The organism is Pseudomonas sp. FG29, from assembly GCF_057809355.1.
In genome coordinates this window covers 384755-403602 of the sequence record NZ_JBMDJU010000002.1, presented here as the reverse complement: position 1 = coordinate 403602, position 18848 = coordinate 384755, and the positions used below count along the sequence as shown (strand labels likewise).

General features: G+C 63.8%; 17 protein-coding genes. 9 read left to right on the top strand and 8 right to left on the bottom strand.

Features of this window, described 5'->3' with window-relative positions:
• Positions 1–274 precede the first annotated feature (274 nt).
• Both ACODS1_RS05195 and aldA read left to right on the top strand, forming a co-directional pair.
• Positions 275–2443 carry a PQQ-dependent dehydrogenase, methanol/ethanol family gene (locus tag ACODS1_RS05195; protein WP_489084788.1) on the top strand — a complete coding sequence of 723 codons (2169 nt, stop codon included), beginning with the start codon at positions 275–277 and terminating at the stop codon, positions 2441–2443.
• Between the two features lie 64 nt (positions 2444–2507).
• Positions 2508–3941 carry an aldehyde dehydrogenase gene (gene aldA, locus ACODS1_RS05190; protein ID WP_322977617.1) on the top strand — a complete coding sequence of 478 codons (1434 nt, stop codon included), beginning with the start codon at positions 2508–2510 and terminating at the stop codon, positions 3939–3941.
• Positions 3942–4259: 318 nt separating this feature from the next.
• Here aldA and ACODS1_RS05185 read toward each other — a convergent pair whose 3' ends face one another.
• From ACODS1_RS05185 to ACODS1_RS05175, 3 genes are all read right to left on the bottom strand, one after another.
• Positions 4260–6191, bottom strand: coding sequence for a sigma-54-dependent Fis family transcriptional regulator (locus tag ACODS1_RS05185; protein ID WP_489084787.1), 1932 nt, complete (start codon positions 6189–6191; stop codon positions 4260–4262).
• Positions 6192–6368: 177 nt separating this feature from the next.
• Positions 6369–7400, bottom strand: a complete 1032-nt coding sequence (locus ACODS1_RS05180) for a lipase secretion chaperone (protein ID WP_489084786.1) — start codon at positions 7398–7400, stop codon at positions 6369–6371.
• A gap of 54 nt (positions 7401–7454) precedes the next feature.
• Positions 7455–8399 (bottom strand): triacylglycerol lipase, encoded by a 945-nt coding sequence (locus tag ACODS1_RS05175; protein ID WP_322977620.1) that lies wholly within the window; start codon positions 8397–8399, stop codon positions 7455–7457.
• A 480-nt stretch (positions 8400–8879) separates the two neighbouring features.
• Between ACODS1_RS05175 and ACODS1_RS05170 the strand changes: the two genes are divergently transcribed.
• Entirely contained in the window at positions 8880–9188 is a 309-nt protein-coding gene (locus ACODS1_RS05170) for a class I SAM-dependent methyltransferase (protein ID WP_322977621.1), read from the top strand.
• 7 nt (positions 9189–9195) lie between these two features.
• On the top strand, positions 9196–9408 hold the full coding sequence (locus tag ACODS1_RS05165; protein WP_322977622.1) for a hypothetical protein: 213 nt from the start codon (positions 9196–9198) through the stop codon (positions 9406–9408).
• Here ACODS1_RS05165 and greB read toward each other — a convergent pair.
• The 3 genes from greB to ACODS1_RS05150 are packed head-to-tail and all read right to left on the bottom strand — an operon-like array spanning position 9399 to position 13137.
• Complete coding sequence (gene greB / locus ACODS1_RS05160) at positions 9399–9896, bottom strand: transcription elongation factor GreB (protein WP_322977623.1); 498 nt, start codon at positions 9894–9896, stop codon at positions 9399–9401. The two genes, ACODS1_RS05165 and greB, sit on opposite strands and share 10 nt — an antisense overlap.
• Before the next feature lie 53 nt (positions 9897–9949).
• The gene (locus ACODS1_RS05155; protein ID WP_489084785.1) at positions 9950–12454 is read right to left on the bottom strand and encodes an ABC transporter permease; all 2505 of its coding nucleotides are present in this window, start codon (positions 12452–12454) and stop codon (positions 9950–9952) included.
• Positions 12454–13137: an ABC transporter ATP-binding protein gene (locus tag ACODS1_RS05150; protein WP_489084784.1), complete on the bottom strand. Its 684-nt coding sequence runs from the start codon at positions 13135–13137 to the stop codon at positions 12454–12456. Before ACODS1_RS05150 ends, ACODS1_RS05155 begins: the two co-directional genes overlap by 1 nt.
• 10 nt (positions 13138–13147) lie before the next feature.
• Between ACODS1_RS05150 and ACODS1_RS05145 the strand changes: the two genes are divergently transcribed.
• The 3 genes from ACODS1_RS05145 to ACODS1_RS05135 all read left to right on the top strand — a co-directional run bounded on the left by ACODS1_RS05145 (position 13148) and on the right by ACODS1_RS05135 (position 15121).
• A complete protein-coding gene (locus ACODS1_RS05145) occupies positions 13148–13753 on the top strand; it encodes an arylesterase (RefSeq protein ID WP_489084783.1) in 606 nt (201 codons plus the stop codon).
• Positions 13754–13809: 56 nt separating this feature from the next.
• Positions 13810–14091 carry a hypothetical protein gene (locus tag ACODS1_RS05140; RefSeq protein ID WP_322977627.1) on the top strand — a complete coding sequence of 94 codons (282 nt, stop codon included), beginning with the start codon at positions 13810–13812 and terminating at the stop codon, positions 14089–14091.
• Positions 14092–14161: 70 nt separating this feature from the next.
• On the top strand, positions 14162–15121 hold the full coding sequence (locus ACODS1_RS05135) for a L,D-transpeptidase family protein (protein WP_489084782.1): 960 nt from the start codon (positions 14162–14164) through the stop codon (positions 15119–15121).
• Positions 15122–15255: 134 nt separating this feature from the next.
• Here ACODS1_RS05135 and oprI read toward each other — a convergent pair whose 3' ends face one another.
• Positions 15256–15507 carry an outer membrane lipoprotei OprI gene (gene oprI / locus ACODS1_RS05130; protein WP_003239826.1) on the bottom strand — a complete coding sequence of 84 codons (252 nt, stop codon included), beginning with the start codon at positions 15505–15507 and terminating at the stop codon, positions 15256–15258.
• Between the two features lie 282 nt (positions 15508–15789).
• Between oprI and ACODS1_RS05125 the strand changes: the two genes are divergently transcribed.
• Together ACODS1_RS05125 and ACODS1_RS05120 are read left to right on the top strand one after the other, a co-directional pair.
• Positions 15790–17166: a GntP family permease gene (locus ACODS1_RS05125; protein WP_489084781.1), complete on the top strand. Its 1377-nt coding sequence runs from the start codon at positions 15790–15792 to the stop codon at positions 17164–17166.
• A gap of 206 nt (positions 17167–17372) precedes the next feature.
• The gene (locus ACODS1_RS05120) at positions 17373–17651 is read left to right on the top strand and encodes a GNAT family N-acetyltransferase (RefSeq protein WP_322977630.1); all 279 of its coding nucleotides are present in this window, start codon (positions 17373–17375) and stop codon (positions 17649–17651) included.
• A gap of 60 nt (positions 17652–17711) precedes the next feature.
• On the opposite strand, the gene ACODS1_RS05115 is transcribed toward ACODS1_RS05120, so the two are convergent.
• Positions 17712–18788: a 3-deoxy-7-phosphoheptulonate synthase gene (locus ACODS1_RS05115; RefSeq protein ID WP_322977631.1), complete on the bottom strand. Its 1077-nt coding sequence runs from the start codon at positions 18786–18788 to the stop codon at positions 17712–17714.
• Positions 18789–18848: the final 60 nt, after the last annotated feature.

The window sequence follows — 18848 nt, the reverse complement described above, 5'->3', positions numbered from 1 at the left end:
GCAAGCGCTTTGCGGCTATTGCGCAAACGGATGAATTTATTTGCAGACTGTTGCGCAAAGTGTGTGACGAAGTTGTAGCGCCAGTGCAACAGTTGTTTCGGAAAACGCTACAGGTGTTGCATTGCATCCGCACGCTAGATTAAGCGGTGAATAACGGCAAGGCCCGCAAGTTCAGGGCTCTGGCTGTTCTCGTTATCACTGGCACAGGCGTTGCTCCAGCAGTTGCAAGCCGCGATATCAAGTTCGCGGTCACAACAAGAACTGGAGAAAAACCATGAGTTCGATTGGCCTGAACATGCCTATCGCCCGCTCGACTCTCGACTGGCAACCCACCCTGCGTCTTCCCCGTACCGCTATGCTCGCCGCGCTACTGCTGGCCAGTGCTGCTCAGGCTGCGGATGTTGATGGCAAGCGCATCATCGCCGCCGACCAGGAACCCGGTAACTGGATGAGCCACGGGCGTACCTATGACGAACAGCGCTACAGCCCGCTGGAGCAGATCACCCAGCAGAACGTCGAGCAGCTCGGCCTGGCCTGGAGCTACAAGCTGGACATCGACCGCGGCGTGGAAGCCACGCCCATCGTCGTCGATGGTGTGATGTACACCACCGGGCCGTTCTCGGTGGTCTACGCGCTGGATGCGCGCAACGGCAAGCTGCTGTGGAAATACGACCCGAAATCCGATCGCAACCGCGCTGGTGAGGCCTGCTGCGACGCGGTCAACCGTGGCGTGGCGGTGTGGAAGGGCAAGGTCTACGTTGGCGTGCTAGACGGCCGACTGGAGGCTATCGATGCCAAGACAGGCCAACTTGCCTGGTCGGTCGACACCCGTGCCGATCACAAGCGCAGCTACACCATCACTGGCGCGCCGCGCGTGGTCAATGGCAAGGTCATCATCGGCAACGGCGGCGCCGAGTTCGGCGTGCGCGGTTACGTCACCGCCTATGATGCCGAGAGTGGCAAGCAGGCCTGGCGCTTCTACACCGTGCCGGGTGATCCCAAACTGCCGCCGGAAGACAAGGCCATGGAGATCGCCGCCAAGACCTGGTACGGCGATGCCTTCGCCGAGCAGGGCGGTGGCGGTACCGCGTGGGACTCCTTCGCCTTCGACCCGGAGCTGAACCTGCTCTATATCGGCGTCGGCAACGGCTCGCTGTGGGATCCGAAATGGCGCAGCCAGGCCAAGGGCGACAACTTGTTCCTGTCGTCCATCGTCGCCATCGATGCCGACACCGGCGAGTACGCCTGGCACTACCAGACCACACCGGGCGACGCCTGGGACTTCACTGCCACGCAGCACATGATCCTTGCCGAGCTGGAAATCGACGGCAAGCAGCGCAAGGTGCTGATGCAGGCACCGAAGAACGGCTTCTTCTACGTCATCGACCGCGCCACCGGCGAGCTGCTGTCGGCCGAGAACATCGTGCCGGTGAACTGGGCCAGGGGCATCGACATGAAGACCGGCCGGCCCATCGTCGACGACGAGGCCGCCGCCTACTGGAAGGACGGCAAGCGCAAGCTGGTCACCCCGGCGTTCTGGGGCGCACATGACTGGCACCCGATGTCGTTCAACCCCAAGACTGGCCTGGTCTACATTCCGGCGCACATCATGTCCGCCTACTACGAGCACATCCCGGAGGCGCCGGCGCGTAACCCGTTCAAGAGCATGTACCAGCTCGGCCTGCGCACCGGCATGATGCCGGAAGGCCCGGACGGCCTGCTGGAGATGGCCAAGACCTGGTCCGGCAAGCTGATCGCCTGGGATCCGGTGAAGCAGAAAGCTGCTTGGGAAGTGCCCTACATCACCATCTTCAACGGCGGCACGCTGAGTACCGCCGGCAACCTGGTGTTCGAGGGTAGCGCCGATGGCCGGGTGATCGCCTACGCCGCCGAGGATGGCAAGAAGCTCTGGGAGCAACCCGCCGCCAGTGGCGTGATGGCCGCGCCGATCACCTACTCAGTGGACGGTGAGCAATACGTGACCTTCATGGCCGGTTGGGGCGGGGCCTTTTCCACCTTCGCCGGTGCCCTGTCGCTGCGTGCCGGGGTACAGCCTTACGCCCAGGTGCTGACCTACAAGCTCGGAGGCACCGCCAAGCTGCAGGAGCCGGCACCGCTGGCCGACGCACCGAAGCCACCGGCGCTGACCGGCGATGCCGCCACCGTAGAGGCCGGCGGCAAGCTGTACGACAGCTACTGCTCGCAGTGTCACGGTATCCACGCCGTCAGCGGTGGCGTGCTGCCTGACCTGCGCAAGCTGGCGCCGGAGCAGCACCAGATGTTCCTCGGCATCCTCTATGGCGGCCGCGTGCCGGACGGCATGCCGTCGTTCGCCGAGGCCTTCGATGCCAAGCAGGTCGATCAGATCCACCAGTACCTGATCAAGCGTGCCCACGACCTTCAGGAAGAAGGCGACGCATGGAAAAAATTCAGCGCCAACTGACCCATGCGAGCGCATGCCGGTTTGGCATGCGCTCGTCCGCCCACTCCGCATAGCGAGAGCGACCATGAGCGACACCATTTATCAGAACTACATCGACAACGCCTTCTTCGGCAGCGACAAGCTGATCGAAGTGCGCAACCCGGCTACCGCCGAACTGCTGGCACGTATCCCCGAGGCCAGCAACGAACAGGTCGACCGCGCCATCGCCGCCGCGCGCAAGGCGCAGAAAGGCTGGGCTGCCAAACCGGCCATCGAGCGCGCCGGCTATCTGCGCCGTATCGCCGAGAAGGTGCGGGCCAATGCGCCGCGCCTGGCGCAGATCATCACCCGCGAAGGCGGCAAGGTACCGGCGCTGGCTGAGGTGGAAGTTAACTTCACCGCCGATTACCTCGACTACATGGCCGAATGGGCGCGTCGTCTGGAAGGCGAGGTGCTGACCAGCGACCGCGCCGGCGAGCACATCTTCCTGCTGCGCAAGCCGTTGGGCGTGGTGGCCGGCATCCTGCCGTGGAACTTCCCGTTCTTCCTCATCGCCCGCAAGATGGCGCCGGCGCTGCTGACCGGCAACACCATCGTCATCAAACCCAGCGAAGAAACCCCGATCAACTGCTTCGAGTTCGCCAAGCTGGTGGCGGAAGTTGGCCTGCCTACTGGTGTGTTCAACGTCGTTGGCGGCACGGGTGCAGGTGCGGGTAGCGCGCTGACCAGCCATGCCGGTGTCGACCTGATCAGCTTCACCGGTAGCGTCGGTACCGGCTCGCGGATCATGGCTGCTGCCGCTCCGCACATCACCAAGCTCAACCTGGAGCTGGGCGGCAAGGCGCCGGCCATCGTCCTGGCCGACGCTGACCTGGAACTGGCAGTCAACGCCATCAAGGCCTCGCGGGTGATCAACACCGGGCAGGTATGCAACTGCGCCGAGCGCGTCTACGTCGAACGCAAGGTGGCTGATCAGTTCATCGACAAGATCGCCTCGGCGATGGCCGAGACCCGCTACGGCGACCCGTCCGCTCAGGCCGATCTGGACATGGGCCCGCTGATCAATCAGGCCGGTCTGGACAAGGTGGCGCAGATGGTGCGCACGGCGGTCGGGCAGGGCGCGCAGGTGATCACCGGCGGCAACGTTGCCGATCTGGGCCAGGGCTTTCACTACCAGCCGACCGTGCTGGCCGGCTGCGCCACCGACATGGAGATCATGCGCAAGGAAATCTTCGGTCCGGTGTTGCCGATCCAGATCGTCGATGACCTCGACGAGGCCATCGTGCGCGCCAACGACAGCGAGTATGGCCTGACTTCGTCGATCTACACCCGTAACCTCAGTGCTGCGCTCAAGGCCAGCCGTGAGCTGGATTTCGGCGAGACCTACATCAACCGCGAGAACTTTGAAGCGATGCAGGGCTTCCATGCCGGTACGCGCAAGTCCGGCATCGGTGGCGCGGATGGCAAGCATGGGCTGTACGAATATACCCATACCCATGTGATCTACGCGCAGGAGTAACCAGAGACGCTTGAGCGGGCCGGTGCTGTAGCGTCGGCCCGCTCTTTTTTGTAGGAATGGGGGGACGAGTTTTCGCGGACAAGTCCGCCCCCACAAGTTGCCCCTGGCAGCTCAGTTTCCCGGTGGGAGAGGACTTGTCCGCGAACCTCTTTGTTTCGACGGCAGCGCACCGGTGACGGATGGACGCCAGGTGCAGCGCCGTTCCGAGGCGCGGACATCCGTAGGAGGCACTTTAGCGGCGACAATCGCGGCTGAAGCCGCTCCTACGGCACTACATGCAAGCTAGTGCGCTTGTAGAGGCGTCAGCCATGCACGCGCTCAGAACAGATCGTTGGGCTGCACGACCCCGTACTTCTTCATCCTGCGGTACAGGGTCGAGCGCGCCACGCCGAAAGCATCGGCCACCGCGCTGATGTTCCAGCGATGCTCGCGCAGTGCAGCGTGCAAATGACGGGCTTCGTCGTTCTCCACACGGCTGGCCAACTGGTTGGCGGGCAGCAGCGCCGGCGCGCCGCTGCGGCTGACCTGCTGCAGTTCTGCCGGCAGGCAGTCCACATTGATGCTGCCATTCTCGGCCAGCGCCGCCGCATAGCGCAGACAGCTGGACAACTGACGGATATTGCCGGGCCAGGGGTGGGCGAGCAGGCATTGACGTGCGGTCTCGCTGAGGCGAAAACGACCATGGCGGGCCAGCAAGTCATCGATCAGCTCCATGCGGTCGGTGCGCTCGCGTAGCGCCGGCAGCGCCAGCGGCATGCCATTCAGGCGATAGAACAGGTCCTCCCGAAACGCCTTGCTGGCGATCATCTGCGTCAGATCCTGGTGGGTTGCCGAAACCACCTGTACATCTAGCGGTACCGGCGTTTCGGCACCCAGTGGGAAGATTTCGCGCTCGGCCAGTACGCGCAGCAGGCGGGTCTGCAGATGCGCTGGCATATCGCCGATCTCGTCGAGGAACAGCGTGCCGCCGTTGGCCAACTCCAGCTTGCCCTTCATGCCCTTCTTGTTGGCGCCGGTGAAACTGCCGCCGCGATAGCCGAACAGCTCACTCTCGATCAGGCTTTCCGGAATCGCCGCACAGTTCAGCGCCACGAATGGGCCGCGAGCGCGTGCGCTGGCCTGGTGAATGGCGCGGGCGAAGGCTTCTTTGCCGGTGCCGGTTTCACCAGTGATGAGGATCGGAATGTCCTTGTCGAGTACCTTGCGCAGGCGACGCACGCCTTCCTGCAGGCGTGAATCGCTGCCGCCCAGGCGCTGCAGATCCGGATGTTCGCTGTTGCCGGCAGGTGCCGTGCGGGGGCGCGTCTGTGGCTGCAAGGCCGGGATACGCAGGCTGACGCCGACTGGCGCGTCGCCCTGCAGCGTGCGCAGGTTGAGGCTGCGGGCGCCGCCATTGCTCTGGCTCAGCAGTTCGTCAACGCTGGCCGGCAACAACTGGTCGATGCGGCTGCCGAGCAGGTCAATCTGGCGTTCCTGCTGGTAGCTGACGAAGGCCGCATGGTTGGCGCCGATGATCCGGCCCTGTTCGTCCAGGGCCAGCAACTGTTCATTGGCCAGGTCGCTGATGTCGTCGTGGGATTTCACCGAGAGCGTCATGCGGTCGCGATAACGCTGGCGGAAGCTGGCGTTCTCGATCATCCGTGCGTACATGAGTACCAGTTGCAGGGTGAGGTATTGCGTTTCCTTCGGCCCTGCACTGTTCAGGCAGGTGGCATTGAGGCAGCCACGTAGGATGTTCTGCGCGTCATAGATTGGTGCCACCGAGCAGCTCAGGCGGAAATTGGAGACCAGGAAGTGTTCCTGGTGGTGAATGGTCATCGCCTGGCGCGAGGCCAGCGCAGTGCCGATACCGTTGGTGCCGACCGTGGACTCATCCCAGCAGGCGCCGACGATCAGGCCGGCTTGGGTGTAAACGTCGTATTGCAGCGGCAGGCGGGTATCGAGGGTAACGCCATGCTCGTCGCTGAGCAGTACGGCGAAGCCCGCCGGTACCACGCGCTTGGCCAGCCCGGTGACGCCTTGGCTGGCGATGCTCAGGTAATCCTGATGCAGACGCTGGTGTTCACGCAGTTCACTGGCAGTGAGCACATGCTTTTCGCCGATGCCGTGTGGATCGAGGCGATGTTGCATGACGCTGCGATACCAGGACTGGACGATGGGCGCGTCGGGTCGAATGTTGCGCTCGGGGAAATGATCCGCAACGAAGGCAGTCAGGTCACTGGGGCAGGATCCCGAGGTGTGGATGCTCATTGGCACTCCTTCGAGTGGTGCGTTGTCTCGCAGCCTCTTGTTCTTTTTTGCCGGTTCGCTCGTCGCTCAAGATCGGCGAGGCGAACACGAATGTCACTCTAGCGGGAATGCAGTGGGTTTGGAACCGATGAGTCGGATCGGGACCATGGTGCCAGCCATGGCTCGCTGACGGTGTGCTCAGTCGTTCTTGCGTGCTGTCGCGAGCTGCTCGGCCGCATCCAGGCGCAGACGTTCACGCTCATCGAAGCGCTCCGTTGCCAGCGCCTCGATGGCTGCATGCTGGTCGCTACTGCTGAGCCCTTCGCTAGCCTCGATCCGCGCCTTGGCTACGAGGTAGTCGTCCAACCGGCGTTGCCAGTTCTGCCGATGGTTATCCAGCACCTCCAGGCGGACGGTGGCCTCGGCACCGACCACTTGCTGGCGCATCTGACGGATCTGCGCGGCGCTGGCGCCTGCGGCCTGCAGGCGCGCGGTGTGCTGGCGCAGTTCCTGTTGCAGCTGTGGCAGTACGGCGTCCTGCAGCTCTGGCGGCAGACCGGCGCGCAGGCGGTCGATGGCCTGGCCCTTGGCGTCGGCGTCGAGCCCCGCGTCCTGGGCGATTGCGAGGCGTTCCAGGGTGAAGCGGTTGTAGCCTTCTTCCTGGGCGAAGAAGGCCTGGTGGGTCTCGGCGTCGAACAGGCGCGCGCGCAGGGCCTGTACGGCGGCTTCGCGCTGACGCAGAGCATCGAGATTGGCGAGTTGTGGCAGGTCACGCTCCAGCAACACCAGCTCGCGTTTGTAATCGAGGTACTGGTCGAGCAGTGTCTGGGCGCGTGCGCGGGCTGGCTCGTCAAGGCGGCTGTCGATATAGCTGCGCAGGCGCTCGACGCTGGTCACGAGGCTCTCCTCGCCGAGGCTGGCCAGGAAGTAGTCGAACAGGCGACGGATGTCTTCGTCGATGATCAATTGGCCGCTCGCGTCGACATGCAGACCGCCATCCACTTCGGTGCCGGCGAACGAGGGCGGCAGGTTCAGCGGTGGCGCCGGTTTGGCGGGCTTCGACGTTGTGGCGGGTGCAGAGGTTTTCGCCTCGCTGCGTTCCGGCTGCGCGGGCGCGGAGTTGGGCGGCATGATACTGCTTGGCTGTGTATCGGACGGCGGCTGCAGGTACAGCATCAGCGCCAGGCTGGCCGCAAACAAGGGCGGCATGAGGAGGAGGGCTTTCTTCACGGAGTTTCCCCGAGCAACGCCTCGGCCGGGAGTGACCCCGACCGAGGCGAGGGATTACAGGCCTGCGTTCTTCAGACGGTTGGCATGCTGGCGGTAGACCGTCACCGGATCGGTCTCGAACAGGCTGGTCAGGCCCAGGGTCTGGTTGACCTCATCGAGGTGGTTCATCCGGTAGTTGTCGCGAATCACCTGTCCCATATGCGAGCTGCAGCGCCCGACCAGGCCATCGTTGGCCTCGTTGCCGAAGGTCAGGGAAGCGGCGCCGGTCAGCAGATCGCTGGGGTCGAGTACGTTGGTCAGCGGGCTGGTGCCGCTCCAGGAGTAGTAGCGCACACCGCCCACGCTGTAGGCGCCTTCGCCACAGGCGCTGGTCGGAAGACCCTGCGGGAACTTGGCGTTGAAGCGCGCGGCGCCCTGGCTGTTGAGCGATTCCAGCGAGCCCAGGGCATTCTGCGGCGTGGTGCTGGAGCTGCCGGAGAGGAAGTTGATCAGCGCCCCCAGGCCGTTGGTGATGCCCACCAGGATCGGTGTGGCGACCGGGCCGACCGGGCCATCACTGACGCTCTTGAGGAAGTCCGCTGCAGCCGAGCCCTTGTGCGGGGCGCCGACGCTGGTGACCGAGGCCACCAGATCCGGACGCACCGCCGCGACGTAGCGTGTGGTCGGGCCGCCGTGGCTATGGCCGATCAGGTTGACCTTGGGTTTGCCACTGATGGCGACGATTTCCTCCACTTGCGCCAGCAACTGCTCACCGCGTGCCTCGGAGGTGTCCAGTTGGCTGACCTCGGTCACGTAGACGGTGGCGCCGTCGCGGCGCAGGGCCGTGGGAATGCCATACCAGTAGTCGACGCCGAGGATGCTGTCGAAACCGAGCATGCCGTGGCCGAGGACGATGGGGTACTTGGTTTGCGTGTAGCCGGAGCTGGCAGCCTGGGTATGACCGCTGACCAGTAGGCCGGCACCGAGGCAGAGGGCGAGCAGGGTCTTGTTCTTATTCATGGGCGCTCTCGTGGTTGGGGGGCAGTCTGGGCGCATCCTGCGGTTTCGCGCGCTCGTCCCGTTGCGCGTACGTCAATGAGGCTATTGGCAGGAAGCGTGCCATCGTGGCGATAGCGATGAGCAGGGCTCTAGGGTAAGGCTTTGCGATAATCGTGCAGGTTCTGGTGGCTAACGTGCTGCTATCGATCTGTTACAGGGCGAAACGTCGCGAGCCCTTCTGGGTCGCGCCGGGGGAACGCTGACGGATTGGATGGTGTGCGCAAAAAAGGCTCCAGCCAATCGAAGGTTGGGTACGCGCGGCCACCTGACCCGCCCTTGACGCTGCCGCGCCGCTTCTCTAGGATGCCGCTCTGCGCCGATTTAAACAGCTACTTGCGGGGCGCCAGAGGGAGTCGAAGACGCCCGAAATTCCGCTAAAGCGCTGGTTCGGTGTCGCCTCCCACCGCTGCCCAGCGGTAACGAAGAGGCGGAGACTCGACCATGACCTGTCCCCAATCGCACATTCGCCTGGCGCCCATCACTTCGGGCCTGCCGTTGCGCAATCCTCGCATTCTCCTCGCCGGTAGCCACCAGCCGACGCTGCTGCGTTATCTGGAAGGTTGGCCCAAGCGCTGGAGCGGCCCGCGCGCCTTCCGCATTCAGTTCGTCCAGCGCGACGAGTCGCTGGCACGCTTTCCTGCCGACGCCTTCGATTTCGCCGTGGTGCAGGCGCCGGCAGCCGAGCAGGCGCAACAACGCATCGCCGAGCTGGTGCGCGTGGCGCGCCAGGGCCTGATCACGCGTCGCTGATCCTGCTATGCGTGAAACGGACTTTCCGCCAGGCACCTGCTTCTACATCAAGGAGTTCGATGTGCCTCTGGCCCAGATACCGGGGCAGGGCTGGTGGAACTGGTTCGGCGGCCGTGCCCGCCGTTACGATCCGGCCAACCTGAAACCGGGTAACCAATGGCTGGCCGAGTCCTTCGCCGAGTGGCTGGCCGTGGTCGAGGCGTCGCGCGATCAGGGATAGTCGATTTCGACGATGTAGCAGGTCTTCTCGCCGGTGGGCGTGTGCACGCGCACTTCGGCGTCCAGGGGCTTGCCGACCAGGGCGCGCGCCAGCGGTGAGTCGATGCTGATCAGCCCCTGCTTCAGATCCAGCTCGTCCGGGCCGACGATGCGGTAGCGCGACTGCTCGCCGTCCTCGTCCTCGATAGTGACCCAGGCGCCGAAATACACCTTGTTCGGATCGGACGGCTTGTCGCTGACCACCTTGAGCTTTTCCAGGCGCTTCGTGAGAAAGCGCACGCGGCTGTCGATTTCGCGCAGCATCTTCTTGCCGTAGGTGTATTCGGCGTTCTCCGAACGGTCGCCCTGGGCTGCGGCCTCGCTGACCGACTGCGTGACCTGCGGACGGCGCACGTGCCAGAGCTCGTGCAATTCGGCGCGCAGGCGCGCTTCGCCTTCAGGCGTGATCAGTGGAGTACCGGCAGGGCGTGGGGGGCGATAGCGGCTCATGGTGACTCGACAGGATCAAGGGGGCGCCAGTCTAGCAAACCCCTTCATCCGGCTTAACCTTCGCGCAATACGCTCAGTGGGCTGGCATTCAGTGCGCGGCGGGTGCCTAGCACCCCAGCAGCACCGACCAGCAGCGCGCCGATCAACGGCAGCACCAGCAGCCAGGGGTGCGGTTGCCAGGCGATATCGAAGGCATAGCGATACAGCAGGAAGCTCACCAGCTCGCAGCCCAGGGCTGCCTGCAAGCCGGCGGCGCCGCCCAGCAGGCCGAACTCGGCGCGGCGGGCCTGCATCAGCAGGCGTCGCTCTGCCCCTAGAGCCCGGAGCAGGGCGCCCTGGCGGATGCGCTCGTCGAGCGTGGATTGCAGGCCGGCCAGCAGCACGGTGACGCCCGCTGCGAGGACGAACAGCAGCACGTATTCGATGGCCAGGGTGACCTGGGCGAGGATGCTGCGCAATTGCGCCAGCACGGCATCGACCTGCAACAGAGTGACGCTGGGGAAGGCGCGGCTGAGGCTGACCAGATCGGCATCGTGACCTGGTGGCAGGTAGAAGCTGGTGAGGTAGGTGGCCGGCAGATCCTGCAGCGTGTGCGGCTCGAAGATCATGAAGAAGTTGGGCTGGAAGTTGTCCCACTCCACCTCGCGCAAGCTAGTGACCTGGGCTTCGCGCTCAATGCCGCCGACGTTGAAGCGCAGGCGGTCGCCCAGCTTGAGCTGCAGGCTCTGCGCCAGCTCCGATTCGACCGAAACGCCCGGCAGCTCGTCCGCTTTGCGCTGCGACCACCAGGCGCCGGCGACGATGTGGTTGTCTGCCGGCAATTCCTGCGACCAGGTCAGGCTCAGATCACGCTGTACGGCGCGTTCGCCGCGACTGTCCTTGCTGACGATCTGCCGAACCGGCTCGTCGTTGATCATCACCAGTCGGCCTGGCACCACCGGGTAAAGCGGTGCGGGATGCGGCGACAGTTCGGCTACGCGCGCGGCGAAGGCCTCACGTTCGGCCGGCAGCACGTTGAGGGCGAAGTGATTGGGCGCATCGGCCGGCAACTGTTCCTGCCAGGTGTCGAGCAGCTCGCCGCGTAGCAGGGCAATCAGAGCCATCGCCAGGAGGATCAGGCCGAAGGCCAGCGATTGTCCGGCGGCGGCCAGCGGGTAGCGCAGCAACTGGCCCAGGCCCAGCCGCCAGGGCAGGGCAGAGCGCTGCAGCAACCGGCGCAGGCTCTGCAAGCCAGCCAGCAACAGGCCGCCAAGCAGCAAGGTGGCGAGCAAGCCGCCGCCCAGCAGCGATAGGGTCAGGCGCAGATCCAGGCTCAGTCGCCACATGATCAGTCCCAGGGCCAACAGCGCGGCGCCATAGATCAGCCAGGAACTGGCCGGCACCGGCAGCATGTCGCGGCGCAACACGCGCAGTGGCGGCACCCGGCCCAGGGCGGCGAGGGGCGGCAGGGCGAAGCCGGCCAGTGCTACCAGGCCGGTCGCCATGCCCGCCAGTGCCGGCCAGATGCCGGCAGGTGGCAGGTCGGCGGGCACCAGGCCGCGCAATAGATGAAACAGCACGTACTGGCCGAACCAGCCGATCAGGGCGCCGATGACGCACGCCAGCAGGCCGAGCAGGGCCAGTTGCAGGCTGAACAGGCTCAGTGCCTCGCGGCGCGACAGCCCCAGGCAGCGCAGCAGGGCGCTGGCATCGAAGCGGCGGGCGGCGAAACGGCTGGCAGAGAGCGCCACGGCGACCCCGGCCAGGAGTACGGCAGCCAGGCTGGCCAGGTTCAGATAGCGTTCGGCGCGGCCCAGGGCGCCACCGACCTGGCGGTTGCCATCGCGGGCGTCTTCCAGGCGCTGGTTTGGTTGCAGGCCAGGCTCCACGGCCTGGCGGTAGGCGGCCAGGGCTTCGCTTTCGCCACGCCACAGATCGCGGTAGCGCACGCGGCTGCCAGGCTGCACGACCTCGGTGGCGGCCAGGTCGTCGAGATTCATCAGCACCCGAGGCGTCAGGCTGTAGAAGTCGCCCGCGGTATCCGGGTCATAGGTCAGGACGCGACTCAGACGCAGACGCTTGGCGCCGATTTCGATCTGGTCACCGACCTTCAGGCCCAGCGCGACCATCAGGCGTGCTTCGGCCCAGACTTCGCCTGCGGCCGGCACTTGGCCGACTTCTTCGGCCTGGTAAGGCTCGGCGGCACTCTTGAGTGCACCGCGCAGCGGATAGGCGCCATCGGCGGCCTTGATGCTGGCGAGCTGAATGCCCTGGTCGGCGGCGATCACGCTGGAAAACTCGACCACGCGGGAATGTGTCAGGCCCAGGCGGGTGCCGGCATCGATCTGTTCCGGGCTGGCCGGCGAGCTGCCACTGAGGCGCAGGTCGGCGGCGAGGAACTCGCTGGCGCGCAGCAACATGGCATCGTTCAGGCGTGCGCTGAAGTAGCCGATGGCGCTACTGGCGGCGACGGCGACCAGCAGGGCGAAGAACAGCACGCGCAGTTCGCCCGAACGGGCATCGCGCGAAAGCTGGCGGGCCGCCAGCGACAGCAGGCGAGCAAAGGGCATGCGTGTCATCAGGGCTCCACGCGATCGATCAGATGGCCGGCTTCCAGGCGAATCAGGCGATGGCAGCGGTGGGCCAGGCGTTCGTCGTGGGTGACCAGCACCAGTGTCGTGCCGCGTTCCTGATTGAGCTGGAACAGCAGGTCACTGATGCGCTCACCGGTCTGGCTGTCGAGGTTGCCGGTGGGTTCGTCGGCGAACAGCACGTCCGGATCGGCCGCGAAGGCGCGGGCGATGGCCACGCGCTGCTGTTCGCCGCCCGAGAGCTGGCGCGGGTAGTGCGACAGGCGTTGGCCCAGGCCGACCCGTTCGAGTAGGGCGCGGGCGCGCTGGCGGGCATCGGCATGGCCTTCCAGCTCCATGGGCAGCATGACGTTCTCCAGCGCATTGAGGCTGTCGAGCAACTGGAATGACTGGAAGACGAAACCGACATGCTCGGCACGCAGGCGGGCGCGCTGGTCTTCGTCGAGCTGGCTCAGATCCTTGCCGGCCAGCAGGACGCAGCCGCCCGTGGGCAGGTCGAGCCCGGCCAGCAGACCGAGGAGGGTGGACTTCCCCGAACCGGAGCTGCCGACGATGGCCAGGCTGTCGCCCTTGTCCAGATTCAGATCGAGATCGTGGAGGATGGTCAGCTCGCCTTCCGCGCTGCTGACCACTTTGCTAAGGTTCCGCGCAGCGAGAATGCTCGAAGTCATGGAGATTCCAATGCGTGCATGGTGGCTGAGTGGTGCCTTGACCCTGCTGTTCTGGGCCCAAGGGGCGTGGGCAGGCACCCTGCTTGTGGTCGGCGATAGTATCAGCGCCGCTTTTGGCCTGGATAGCCGCCAGGGCTGGGTCGCTCTGCTGGAAAAACGCCTGCAGGACGAAGGTTTTGACCATCAGGTGATCAACGCCTCGATCAGTGGCGACACCAGCGCAGGCGGCCTGGCGCGCCTGCCGGCGCTGCTTGCAGAGCATCAGCCGCAAGTGGTGATCATCGAGCTGGGAGGTAACGACGGCCTGCGCGGTCAGCCGCCCATGCAATTGCAACAGAATCTTGCGTCGATGGTTGAGACGTCGCAGCAGGCCGGGGCCAAGGTACTGCTGTTGGGGATGAAGTTGCCGCCCAATTATGGCGTGCGCTACACCACGGCTTTCGCCCAGGTGTTCAGCGATGTGGCGCAGGCGAAGCAGGTGGCTCTGGTGCCGTTCTTTCTCGAGGGCGTGGGCGGCGTGCCGGGCATGATGCAGGCCGATGGCATTCACCCCAACGTTACGGCGCAGCCTGTTTTGCTGGAGAACGCCTGGCCTGCGTTGCAGCCATTGCTCTGACTCTTTTCCGGGCTGGGGCTTTCGGCTAATGTGGCCGCCCCGCCCTGGAGCCTGCGATGCCGCGTCCCGTCTGGTCCCTTTATGCCTACCAGCTCATCGAGCCGGATGAACAGCTCGATCTGTTCGCCTGTCGCGAGGTGCGTCTGCATCTGGTGGCTCGACAGTTGCGCCTGGGCGGGCATGCTGACCGTACGCTGTGTGGCGGATTGCTGCCGGCGCAGCCGCGCTGGCGTGCACTGGATAACCTGCTGTTGCGTGACAGGCGTCTGTGCCCTGATTGTCTGGCGACGTTGCGCGCTCAGCGCCAGGGGCTATGTTCGAACTGGGTGGATGCCTGACGGCTGCCTACACGCTCGGCGGCGGTGTACAATCGACTTCTTTCAACCTCAACCCATCAAGGATTCCCGGATGTTGTCGCGATTCTCTGCGGTCAGCCGCTGTTTCGCTGCTCTGGCGCTGTGTTCCAGTGCCGCGGTGCAGGCACTCGAATTTCCCCTGCCGGCTCCCGGCGACGACATCGTCGGCCAGGTACAGGTAGTCAAGGCCAAGTACGAGGACACCTTCGCCGATCTGGGCAAGGCCAATAACCTGGGCTATCTGGAAATGGTCGCGGCCAATCCGGGCGTCGATCCCTGGCTGCCGGGTGAGGGCAAGGAGGTCGTCCTGCCGACGCGCTTCATCCTGCCGCCTGGCCCGCGCGAGGGCATCGTGATCAACCTCGCCGAATACCGCCTCTACTACTACCCGAAAGACAAGAACGTGGTGTACACCTTCCCGCTCGGCATCGGCCGCGATGGCTGGGGTTCGCCGCTGGGATCGGGGCGTATCACCGCCAAGACGCCGAATCCGGCGTGGTATCCGCCGAAGTCGATCCGTGAGGAGCACGCTGCCGAAGGTGATCCGCTGCCGACCGTCGTGCCGCCAGGCCCGGACAACCCGCTGGGCCCTTACAAGATGTCTCTGTCTTTCCCTGGCTACCTGATCCACGGTTCGAACAAGAAATTCGGTATCGGTATGCAGGTCAGTCATGGCTGCTTCCGTATGTTCAACCATAACGTCCTGGAACTGGCGGCAATGGCCCCGGTAAATACGCCGGTGCGCATCATCAACGAGCCCTACAAGTTCGGCGTCAGTGGCGGCAAGGTGTACCTGGAGGCGCATGCTCCGCTGAACGATCAGGGCGAGCCGTCGGTGGTGGACAAGCATACGGCGGTGATCAACTCGCTGCTCAAGCGCGAGGATCTGACGGGGCTGCGTCTGGATTGGGATATGGTGCGTGAAGTGGTGGCGTCCGAAGATGGGTTGCCGGTGCCTATCGCCCAGGTCGACAATAGCGTGGTGGCTACCAGCGAGCAGCAGGCTTTCTAAGCCAGCCATGTCATCGAGCCCGCCCATGTTCGCATCGGCGGGCTTTTTAATGGCTGTGTGCTAATGCTGTTTGCAAGGGCAATAAAAAAGCCGATCCGGTTGCCCGGATCGGCTTTTGAAAAGACCAGTCGCTATTACTTGCGGCTAGCTTTTTCCAGCATGCGCAGAGCACGCTCATTGGCTTCGTCAGCGGTCTGCTGAGCTTTCTGAGCGGCGGCCAGAGCTTCATCGGCCTTGCGGTAGGCTTCGTCGGCACGGGCTTGAGCGCGAGCAGCTGCGTCTTCGGTAGCAGTCAGACGAGCTTCGGTTTCTTTGGACATGCTGCTGCAACCGGTAGCCAGAACAGCGGCCAGGGCCAGAGCAGAGAATTTCAGAACGTTGTTCATCGTGTTCCCCTTGAGGTGGAGTTTTCCATAAAAGCAATTCCCCAACTGCGGGAAATTAGCCGGCCTACATACTACCTATTACTTTTAGTAAGTAAACGGAGGGAGGGCAAGAGTTGCAGTTTTTTTTCACTCTTCGAAGGGCTTTCACAGGTTGTGTGGGGTGCTCTGTACAAAAAACAAACAAAAAGCACTGGCTTGCCCTGGAACCGCTGCAGTAGGGTGCTTACGGGCAAAGCGACCAGTTGCCGGCGATCCAACTAAAAACAACAAAGGACGTAAACAATGCTGGGTAACTTAGGCTTGTTAGTGGGGCTCGCGTTATTGATCGTCATGGCCTTGCGCGGGGTCAATATCTTCATCGCCGCATTGCTCTGTGCAGTGCTGGTGGCCGTGACCAACGGCGTTTCTGTGCCCAAGGCGCTGCTGGAGCATTTTCCATTCGGGCCACTGGGCGCATTTACCTTTGCCGGCAAGTTCTTCGTGCTGTTTCTGTGCGGCGCCATCTTCGGCAAGGTAATGGCGGCCAGCCAGGCGGCGAACAGTATTGCCCAGGCAATTACTCGCGGCCTCGGCACGCAGCGCACGCTGTGGGTCGCGATGCTGGTCTGTGCCGTGCTGACTTACGGCGGCGTGGTGGTGTTCGTGGTGATTTTCACCATGTATCCCCTGGGCGTTTCGCTGATGCGTGAGGCAAACCTGCCCAAGCGTCTGTTCTGTGCGGCATTGGCCCTCGGGGCCGGTACCTTCACGATGACCGCGCTACCGGGGTCGCCCTCGATTCACAACGTCATTGCCGCCAGCGCGCTGGGTACGGATCTGTTCGCAGGCGCCGGGATCGGTCTGTTTGCAAGCGTGCTGATGGTTGGGCTGGGTATGGCTTATCTGCAGCGCGAATGGCGCCTGGCGCGCGAGCGCGGTGAGGGGTTCGAGGCCAATGCGCAAGACGTGCGCATGGAGCAGTTGGCCGGGGCGCCCGGCGCGGGGCCGCATTGGGTGTTGGCATCGATGCCCATCGTGGCGGTGCTGGGGATCATCCTCCTGCCACGGATGCTGGCGCTGTCTGGGTTGGCGATCCCTGGCGAAGGGGCGTTGGGGCAGCTGCTGGCATTCAGTCAGACTCAACCGATCCTCTGGCCTAGCCTGGCACTGGTGCTGGCGACAGGGCTGGCGATCCTGATGTTCGCGCCATTGCGGCGCAATACCCTGAATACCCTGGGGCAGGGTGCGGATGACTCGATCATGCCGTTACTCAACACCGCTGCGGTCATCGGTTTTGGCGGTGTGGTCACGCAGACACCGGGTTTCACTCAGTTCGCCCAATGGATCGTGGCGGTGGAGATGCCGCCGCTGCTCTCGGTATTCGCCTCGGTCAGTGTGGTGTCGGGGATCGTCGGTTCGTCTTCCGGCGGCTTGCAGATCTTCATGCAGACGCTGGCGCCGCGCTATCTGGAAATGGGCATCGAGCCGCAGGTGCTGCACCGTATCGCCAATATCGCGGCAGGCGGGCTGGATTCGTTGCCGCACTGCGGAGCGGTGATTGCCATGCTGATGATCATGGGCTTGACCCACAAGCAGGCCTACAAGGATATCTTCGTGATCACCGTTCTGATTCCAGTCATTGCCAGCCTGGCCTGCATCGCGGCGTTGAGCCTGGCGTAGCCGGGCCAATGGCCATGCCCGTCAGTCTGACCTAAGTGATTGATTGCGCATGGCTGTTAGCGCTTTTGCCTGATAAGCTCAATTGGTTACAGATTTTTGCAGGGCAAATGTTTGCGCTTTGTTTGAAGCGTCGGTACGAATACCGAGCGGTTGCCGCTGCACCGACCCGCTGTGACGAGACCACAGCGAAGTACAGAGGAGTCGAAATGAGCGAAGGTTTATCCATACACCACGACCAGGCCAGTCATCAGTTCGTGACCACCGTCGACGGTGATCGTGCCTACCTGGCCTACATGGATCTGGGCAAGCAGACGCTGGATATCTACCGTACGTTCGTCCCCAACTCGCTGCGCGGTCGCGGCATCGCTGCTGCCCTGACCGAGCATGCGTTGCGTTATGCCGAGGCGCTCGGTTACACGGTGATCCCGTCGTGTTCCTACGTCGAGCGTTATCTGGAGCGGCGCCAGCGCCATCAGGCCAGTTGAAGACAAAGCGGATATGAAAACGCCGGGCAATTGCCCGGCGTTTTCTTTACTGCCCGGCAGTCAGGCGCGCTGACGCTTCGGCAGTACGTCCTTGAGCTTGGCATGCATGCCGCGCAGCGCCTTCTCGGTGGTATCCCAGTCGATGCAGGCATCGGTGATGGATACGCCGTACTTGAGGTCGCACAGGTTCTTCGGAATGGACTGGCTGCCCCAGCCCAGGTGGCTCTCGACCATCAGGCCGACGATCGAGTTGTTGCCTTCGAGAATCTGGTTGGCGACGTTTTCCATCACCAGCGGCTGCAGGGCCGGATCCTTGTTAGAGTTGGCGTGGCTGCAGTCGACCATGATGTTCGGGCGGATGCCGGCCTTGGTCAGTTCCTGCTCGCAGATGGCGACGCTGACCGAATCATAGTTGGGCTTGCCGTTGCCGCCACGCAGTACCACGTGGCCGTAAGCGTTGCCCTTGGTGGTGACGATGGAGACGCCACCCTGCGGGTTGATGCCGAGGAAACGGTGCGGGCTGGATACCGACTGCAGGGCATTGATGGCAACGGTCAGGCCGCCGTCGGTGCCATTCTTGAAACCGACAGCCGAGGACAGACCCGAGGCCATTTCGCGGTGGGTCTGCGATTCGGTGGTACGCGCGCCGATGGCCGACCAACTGATCAGATCCTGCAGGTACTGCGGGGAGATCGGATCCAGTGCTTCGGTGGCCGTGGGCAAGCCCATCTCGGCGAGGTCGAGCAGCAGCTTACGACCGATGTGCAGGCCATCCTGAATCTTGAACGAGTCGTCGAGGTAGGGGTCGTTGATCAGACCTTTCCAGCCAACGGTGGTGCGCGGTTTTTCGAAGTACACGCGCATTACCAGGAACAGGGTGTCGGAGACCTCGGCAGCCAGTACCTTGAGGCGCTCGGCGTATTCGTGCGCGGCCTTGATGTCATGGATGGAGCAGGGGCCGACCACGACGAACAGGCGATGATCCGTGCCGTCGAGGATGTCGCGTACTACCTGGCGGCCATTGGCGACGGTCTGTTGCGCCACGTCGGTCAGGGGGATTTCGCGCTTGAGCTGGTCGGGAGTGATCAGCGTTTCGTTGGAGGCGACGTTGAGGTCGTTGATCGGTAAATCAGCCATCGTGCTAGTCATCAGGTCAGGGTCGTCAGGTCACGGGTGCAGGCCGTCGGCGCTCCCCTG

Bases quoted from the DNA above. Each gene is read 5' to 3' on its own strand.
- ACODS1_RS05195 (WP_489084788.1), top strand. From the start codon at position 275: ATGAGTTCGATTGGCCTGAACATGCCTATCGCCCGCTCGACTCTCGAC.
- aldA (WP_322977617.1), top strand. From the start codon at position 2,508: ATGAGCGACACCATTTATCAGAACTACATCGACAACGCCTTCTTCGGC.
- ACODS1_RS05185 (WP_489084787.1), bottom strand. From the start codon at position 6,191: ATGAGCATCCACACCTCGGGATCCTGCCCCAGTGACCTGACTGCCTTC.
- ACODS1_RS05175 (WP_322977620.1), bottom strand. From the start codon at position 8,399: ATGAATAAGAACAAGACCCTGCTCGCCCTCTGCCTCGGTGCCGGCCTA.
- ACODS1_RS05170 (WP_322977621.1), top strand. From the start codon at position 8,880: ATGACCTGTCCCCAATCGCACATTCGCCTGGCGCCCATCACTTCGGGC.
- ACODS1_RS05165 (WP_322977622.1), top strand. From the start codon at position 9,196: ATGCGTGAAACGGACTTTCCGCCAGGCACCTGCTTCTACATCAAGGAG.
- greB (WP_322977623.1), bottom strand. From the start codon at position 9,896: ATGAGCCGCTATCGCCCCCCACGCCCTGCCGGTACTCCACTGATCACG.
- ACODS1_RS05155 (WP_489084785.1), bottom strand. From the start codon at position 12,454: ATGACACGCATGCCCTTTGCTCGCCTGCTGTCGCTGGCGGCCCGCCAG.
- ACODS1_RS05150 (WP_489084784.1), bottom strand. From the start codon at position 13,137: ATGACTTCGAGCATTCTCGCTGCGCGGAACCTTAGCAAAGTGGTCAGC.
- ACODS1_RS05145 (WP_489084783.1), top strand. From the start codon at position 13,148: ATGCGTGCATGGTGGCTGAGTGGTGCCTTGACCCTGCTGTTCTGGGCC.
- ACODS1_RS05140 (WP_322977627.1), top strand. From the start codon at position 13,810: ATGCCGCGTCCCGTCTGGTCCCTTTATGCCTACCAGCTCATCGAGCCG.
- ACODS1_RS05135 (WP_489084782.1), top strand. From the start codon at position 14,162: ATGTTGTCGCGATTCTCTGCGGTCAGCCGCTGTTTCGCTGCTCTGGCG.
- oprI (WP_003239826.1), bottom strand. From the start codon at position 15,507: ATGAACAACGTTCTGAAATTCTCTGCTCTGGCCCTGGCCGCTGTTCTG.
- ACODS1_RS05125 (WP_489084781.1), top strand. From the start codon at position 15,790: ATGCTGGGTAACTTAGGCTTGTTAGTGGGGCTCGCGTTATTGATCGTC.
- ACODS1_RS05120 (WP_322977630.1), top strand. From the start codon at position 17,373: ATGAGCGAAGGTTTATCCATACACCACGACCAGGCCAGTCATCAGTTC.
- ACODS1_RS05115 (WP_322977631.1), bottom strand. From the start codon at position 18,788: ATGGCTGATTTACCGATCAACGACCTCAACGTCGCCTCCAACGAAACG.